Genomic DNA, 6,948 nt, shown 5'->3' with positions numbered 1-6,948 from the left:
GTATTTTTTTATTTTTTTCGTCGAAAATAGACATCGTGGTTTGACTTTCTAGAACTCCTTTAACAACATGTCGATTTGTAAGTAAAGAATATTCAAACCTATTATTAACTTTTGCTTCAGCTTTATAAATAAAACAAGAACCAAAAGTAATTATTTCATCATTTGGTTTAAATTTAATTTGAAAGGTAATTTTAGATATATCTTCTATAATTCGATGCAATTGTGGTTGAGATGTTTCATCTTCCTCATCTTCTTCTTGTTTCTTTTCGTCTTCTGCAATTTGTTTTTCTAATTTTTGATTTTTGTTTATGTTGTGCAAACCAACAAACAAACCTTGTTGGTTTAAACAAATTTGATATATTTTTGGTCCGTCTTTTGAATCCAAATAAATAGGTAAATCATAAAAATGTTTATCTTCATTATTATGAATATTTGTTACATCTATTTTTGATTTTTCGTTTAAAAAATGATGAAATGTATTCGATGTTACGATATAATTAATAGCATATGGAGAATCTTTATGAGGTATAGAAATACCTATAAATTCCCCTTTAGTATTAAAAAAAATTTTATTATTTTTACCTTTAATGGAAATAGCTAAAGGTTCGTTAAATTTGTGATGATCATAATTTTCGCTTATAATACCTTCTTGAAATGGTTTTGAGTTTTTTTCAGTATCTAAAACAAAACCATAAACTAAATCACCTTTTTTAAAATTATGACATTTAATTTTAAAAATCGGTATATTATTGTTTTTATAAAAAAGGTTTTGTAAATTTGTTTGTATTTTTTTAATTTTTTTTTCTTTTTCTGTATTTTTATTTGTGTTTAATGTTGTCCATGTGATTTGTGCGGTATTATTCTTTAATTTTTTTTTTTCTTGTTGTAAAATCATTAATGTAAAATAAAAATAAAATGAGAATACACAAATCATCAACATCATTAATATTTTTTTTTTATTATTTTTGATAATGTATGAATCCATAATTCTATAATTTAACATCTCCTATAAAAAAAATAACATAAAACATAAAAAAATTTCATATTCAGTATTAGTAAAAAAATAATAAAAATTATATTATCAATATGTATTTCAATAAAGAAAAAAATCATTTTATCAAATATATAAAAATATTATAAAAATTAACGAAAAGATTTTTTGAATATAAACACTATTATTATTATAAATGTAATTAATTTATTTTTAACGTAATAAAGATATTTTTAACACAATTATCAAAAGTGTTTGTAGCATATTTTTTTATTTGCTCCTTAATACATATATAAGTTTAATTTTTACAAAAAAAATTATGAGACATAAAAAAAATCATATTTATACACCAATTCATATTTTTTTTTTGATAAAAAATTTATTTTTATTCAAAATCTCTCTATTCTATTCAAAAAAAATCTTGAATTAGTTTTTTTTACTAATTACTTGGATAAACCTCGTGATGATATTATTATTTATCTTGTTGAAACAAAAGAAAATAATTTTCCCAAAAATATTCAAAACCAATTAACAACTTGTTTTCATATAGAAAAAAAACCAAATCTTCAAGGTCAAAAGTTATTCCATTATATTAAAAATATTTTTCATGAAGAACATTTTCAAATTAATGATAATTTAATATTTTTTTTAATGAAAAAAACCAAAGACAATCTTTTTTGGTTACATGAAATCATTAACAAAATAAAAACATATCATTTACCCCACAAACAAATCGATGATGAGAATATTTTAGAAAAATTAATTTATAATGAAAACCAAAATATTTTTCTTTTAATTAAATTTTTAATTAATAATCAACAACCAGTCCAAAATCTACTTTTATTTCAAGATTTAATCAAAAAAAAAATTAAACCTATAATAATTGTTCAACAAACTATTCAAAAATTACAAGATATGATCATTACTAAACATTTAATAAATAAAAAATATTCACAAGAACAAATAGCCATTATTTTAAAATATTCTTCACCACAAACTTATTTTTTGATAAAAGAAATCTCATCATTAAATCTTCAATACATACAAAATTTATTTCTTATTTTTATAGATTTATATTATAAAATTCAAAAAAAATTAATTGATGCTAAAACAGGTTTAGAAATGTTTTTTATAAACAAAATTTGCAATGAAATGAAAAATATGCCTAATTAAAAACAACATTCTAAATTTATCTTCGATAAAATTCGATTTATTTGTTCTAAATTGATTTTTCCTTCTCGAATCATTTTCCAAGGAGTAAAAGTAGTATCAATGACAGTCGAAGGAAGTGTCGCAGTTGCAACAAATTTTACATCAATATAAACATAATCAACCTTGCGTTGATATTGTTTTAATATTTGTAGAGGATCATTCAAAGCAGGTTGACCGCTTTGATTAACTGAAGTAGTTCTCATAGGACCTTTAATTTTTAAAATTTTTAAAGCTAATTGATGATTAGGAATTCTAATTCCTATTTTTTTTTCATTTGTTTTTTGATAATATTTTGGTTTAGTAGAAACGATTAAAGTTAAAGGACCTGGCCAAAAAAAATCAATTATCGTACGTAATTGTGAGTTTAAAATAACAATATCTTGCATTTGTGTTAAAGAATAAAATAAAATAGTAATTGCTTTATCGAAAGAACGATTTTTAATTTTAAAAATTTTATTTAAACTTTCTTGATCATCAATAGTTGTCCCTATACCATAAACAGTATCTGTAGGGAAGATAATAATTTTGTGTTTCAACATATTCAATAATCATACCTTATTTTTGTTTGAATTTGTTTTTTATTGAATTCCATAATCAAAGGTTTAATTAATAAATCAATTTTTCCTTCCATAAATAAATCTAGTTTTTGTAAAGTTAAATTATATCTATGATCTGTCACTCTGTTTTGTACATAATTATAAGTCCTAATTTTCTCACTTCTTTCTCCTTTGCCAATTAAATTTTTTTTAATATCATTTTGAATTTGTTGTTCTTGTGAAGACATATGATAAAAAATTTTGTTTTTTAATAATTGAAAAGCTTTTTCTTTGTTTTGATGCTGACTTTTTGCTATCTGACAAGCAATACTAATACTAGTAGGAAGATGAGTTAAACGTACTGCAGATTTAGTGGTATTAACAGATTGCCCACCAGGCCCACTTGCATTAAAAGTATCGATCCTAATATCATTCCAATTTAATTCAATTTGAGTTTTTTCAACATTAGGTGTAATTAAAACTTTAATAGTAGAAGTTTGAATACGACCTTGTTTTTCAGTTAAAGGTACTCGTTGGACTCTATGAACTCCAGACTCATATTTAAAAAAAGAATAAAGTTCTTTCCCATAAATCATCGCCATTAAAAAAGAAATCCCGTTTTTTAATCCTGGAATTAAATTAATAATTTCTATTTTCCATTTTTGGCTTTCTGCATATCTCGTATAAGCACGAAATAAATCAGCGACAAAAAGATTAGCTTCGTCACCGCCAACAGCTCCTTTAATTTCCATAATAATATTTTTTTCATCATTTTCTTCTTTAGATAAAAAAAACATTTGTAATTTTTCTAAAATATTGTTTCTTTTTTGTTGTAAAACATTATATTCTTCTTGTCCTAATAATAGTAAATCAGCATCGTTTTGATATTGATTAGATTTCAAAATTTGTTGAATTTCTTCTTCTTCTTCTTTTAATTGTAAATATTGATTGTAAACTTCAACAATTTTTTCTAATTCTCTAAATTTTTTTAAAAAATTAACATCTTTTAAATAGTTATTATTTTGTAACATTTTATTTTGTAAATTTAAATATTTTTGTTTTATCATTTCTAATTGTTCAAACATAATATACCTTATTATTTTTTTAATAATCACTTATCAAAAAAATTTATAATTGAATTTTTTAAATTTTATTTAATCTTAATATCGTCTGTTTCTACAAAAAAAAGATGTTCAGAATCAAAAATAAATTTTTTTGTTCCTGTCATTCCTTGGCGATTTTTTGCAATAATCAATTCAGTTTCATCTTCTGAATTATTTTCAGATACAAAATCTTCTTTATCTTTGTTTTTTATATAATATTTTTTTCGATATAAAAACATAACAATATCAGCATCTTGTTCAATACTTCCAGAATCTCTTAAATCTGACAAAATAGGTCTTTTATCTTCTCTTTTTTCTACTTCACGTGATAATTGTGATAAGGCAATTACTGGTACTTGCAATTCTCTGGCCATTTGTTTAAGACTTTTAGAAATATCTGATACTTCTTCTTGACGATTGGAAAATCCTTGATAATTATTTTTGTTATTTTTATGAATTAATTGTAAATAATCGATAATAACTAAATCTAATTTCTTTTGAGTCTTAAGTTGTCTACATTGAGCACGAATATCTAAAATATTAACAGTTGCAGAATCATCAAAATAAATGTTAAGGTTTTGTAGATTATGAATTTCAATATCTAATGCATGAAGTTCTTTTTCGTTTAATATTCCTAATTGAATTTTTTTATGTGCGATCCAAGCATTGGAACTTAACATCCTTGAAACTAATTGTTCATTAGACATTTCTAAACTAAAAAGAGCAATCGAAGGTTTTTCTTCACTCTTTGCAATCTGAACAGCTAGGTTAATCATAAAACTACTTTTCCCCATAGAAGGACGAGCAGCTAAAATAATCAATTCTTCAGGTTTTAAACCTAAAGTAATGTCATCTAAATTTGAATAACCTGTACTTAAACCGATGATATTATGTTCACGACGAATCAACGTTTTTGTTTTCACTTTTTTTAATAAATTTTTTAATTCTACAAAATGATTAACTCTTTTTTTTTGAGAAATATGAAACATTTGTTCTTCTACGAAATTTAAAAAACTTTGTGAATCTAACTCTGTATTATTAACTCCTTCGTGGTAAATCTTTAAAGCGGTTTCAATCACATTTCTTTTTAAAGAAGCATCTAAAACCAATTCCATATAAGTGTCCAAATGATAAAAAGAAGGAATGAAATTGCCTAATTTCACTAAATATTCTTCCGCTCTTTCATTCAATTGTCCTTTTTGTCGCAACAAAACAAAAACTGAATAATAATCGATGTCCTGTCCTTTGTTAAATAATTCTTTCATTGCGGCAAAAATATATTGATGAAAAGGATTGAAAAAATCAAAAACTTGTAAACGATTTTCTATATCAATAATACGTTTTGGATCCAATAAAATAATTCCTAAAATAGATTGTTCTGCTTCTAAATAATAAGGTAATTTAATATGTTCCTTCATAACTTTTTCTCAATAGTTTTAACATTAACAATAAAAGAAGCAACAATATCTTTAGTTAAGATAACATTTACTTTATATTGACCTAAAAAATTAATTTCACTTTCCAATACTATCTTTTTTTTATTTTTGTTAATAAAAATATTATGTTCTTGATAAAAAGCATCAATAATTTGTTTTAAAGTAACTTTTCCATAAATTTTACCTTGTGGTCCAATTTCAACAGTTAAAGTAATTTGTTTATTATCTATATCTTTTTTTAATTGTTGCATTAAAAGATTATGTTTAAGGTTTTGTTCTTCTTGTGTTTTTTTTTCTTGTTCTATTTTCTTCATATTAGAAGTATTTGCTAGTATTGCTTTTTTTTTTTTAATTAAAAAATTTCCATAACCTAATTTTACTTCGATAATATCGTGTTTTTTTCCTTTATCTTTAATATCTTCTAATAAAATTATTTCCATATTCTTCAAACCTTCTTTATATTCTATAAATAATATGTTTTTTAATTTATTAACTACTTCTTCCAGGTTATTACTTTCAATTTGAGTAGCCGCACTATTAATATGTCCACCGCCGCCCATTTCTTCCATAATTAATTGTACATTCACATCATTATAAGAACGAGCACTGATACCAATTTTATTTTCTTGTAATTTACCAATTGTAAAAGCTGCATTAATATTTTGAATATTTAAAGCGTTTTCGGATACTTTTGCTAAAAAACTTCGATTATCACATATTTTTTCACTTTTAATAATAGCATAACGTTCTTTATAAATTTCCATTTTGGAAATTAATTCATTAATTTCTTTTATTTTGTCGAATTCTTCTCTTAACCAAAATTTAATTCGTGTTCCATCAGCTCCTAAAGAAACTAACTTTGCTGCAGCTTCTAAAGTACGAACACTAGTACGATAAGTAAAATAATTAGTGTCAATAATAATTCCGCCATACATTAAACTAGCGACAAAAGGTGTTATTTCAACTTCTTTTTGAAAAAAAGAAATCAACTCGATCAACATTTCAACTGTTGAAGAAGATAAAGAATCTACATAAGAAAAAATATTAGGAATAATTTCTTCTGTAGCACGATGATGGTCGATAATAATAATATTTTTGGTTAAATCTAATAATTCTTGATTATAAACAATATTTCTGCTTTGTGTATCTAAAATAACTAATAAAGAGTTATCATTGATCATTTTCTTAGCTTCTTTAACGTTAATAATTTGTTGTAAAATTTTAGGTTCTTCTGTTTTCAAATGTTGATAAATAATTTTCAAATTAATATCATTAAGATCTTTTTCGTCCAAAATTAAATAATGATTGAATTTTTCATTTAAAAATAAAACTATTTGGTAAAAAGATAACATAGAACCTAAAGAATCTAAATCAGGATAAATATGCCCAATGATAAAACAACTATGATGTTTTTGTATTAAATCTTGGATAATTTCTGCATTAACCCTTGAAGATACTTTTGAATTACTACTTGAAGCCGTGGTAGTTGCTCCAAAATATTGAATTTTTTGATTTTCAATATTAACAACCACTTGATCTCCGCCTCTTTTTTGCGCTAATTCAATAGCACTTTGTGCCAAAGAAGCAATTTTATTATAAGGCAAATTATAACAAGCGACTCCAATAGACAAAGTAATTTTTAATTTATATTTATTAGAAATATTTCTAAT

Annotated in this window: 4 protein-coding genes and 2 pseudogenes; 1 reads left to right on the top strand and 5 read right to left on the bottom strand. The window is 23.3% G+C overall.

The features are described 5' to 3' along the window. Positions 1 to 934, bottom strand: a pseudogene (locus tag AlmWB_RS01075) (hypothetical protein); the annotation flags it as partial. A 426-nt stretch (positions 935 to 1,360) separates the two neighbouring features. On the opposite strand from AlmWB_RS01075, the pseudogene holA reads away from it, so the two are divergent. Next, a pseudogene (gene holA / locus AlmWB_RS01940) lies at positions 1,361 to 2,164 on the top strand (DNA polymerase III subunit delta); the annotation flags it as partial. Here holA and AlmWB_RS01065 read toward each other — a convergent pair. The 4 genes from AlmWB_RS01065 to rplI form a co-directional block, all read right to left on the bottom strand. Further along, on the bottom strand, positions 2,161 to 2,742 hold the full coding sequence (locus AlmWB_RS01065) for an L-threonylcarbamoyladenylate synthase (protein WP_239682424.1): 582 nt from the start codon (positions 2,740 to 2,742) through the stop codon (positions 2,161 to 2,163). The pseudogene holA and the gene AlmWB_RS01065 overlap by 4 nt on opposite strands. A gap of 2 nt (positions 2,743 to 2,744) precedes the next feature. Further along, on the bottom strand, positions 2,745 to 3,824 hold the full coding sequence (prfA, locus tag AlmWB_RS01060; RefSeq protein ID WP_050337244.1) for a peptide chain release factor 1: 1,080 nt from the start codon (positions 3,822 to 3,824) through the stop codon (positions 2,745 to 2,747). A 65-nt stretch (positions 3,825 to 3,889) separates the two neighbouring features. Further along, positions 3,890 to 5,260: a replicative DNA helicase gene (gene dnaB, locus AlmWB_RS01055; RefSeq protein ID WP_050337242.1), complete on the bottom strand. Its 1,371-nt coding sequence runs from the start codon at positions 5,258 to 5,260 to the stop codon at positions 3,890 to 3,892. Next, positions 5,257 to 6,948, bottom strand: a 1,692-nt coding sequence (rplI, locus tag AlmWB_RS01050) for a 50S ribosomal protein L9 (RefSeq protein WP_050337240.1), incomplete at its 5' end; no start/stop codon positions are given. The genes rplI and dnaB, both read right to left, overlap by 4 nt.

It is taken from the genome of Candidatus Phytoplasma phoenicium, assembly GCF_001189415.1.
Classification (GTDB): Bacteria; Bacillota_I; Bacilli_A; order Acholeplasmatales; family Acholeplasmataceae; genus Phytoplasma; species Phytoplasma phoenicium.
Note: the sequence above shows the minus strand (reverse complement) of the source record. Positions and strands in the feature narration are given on the sequence as shown.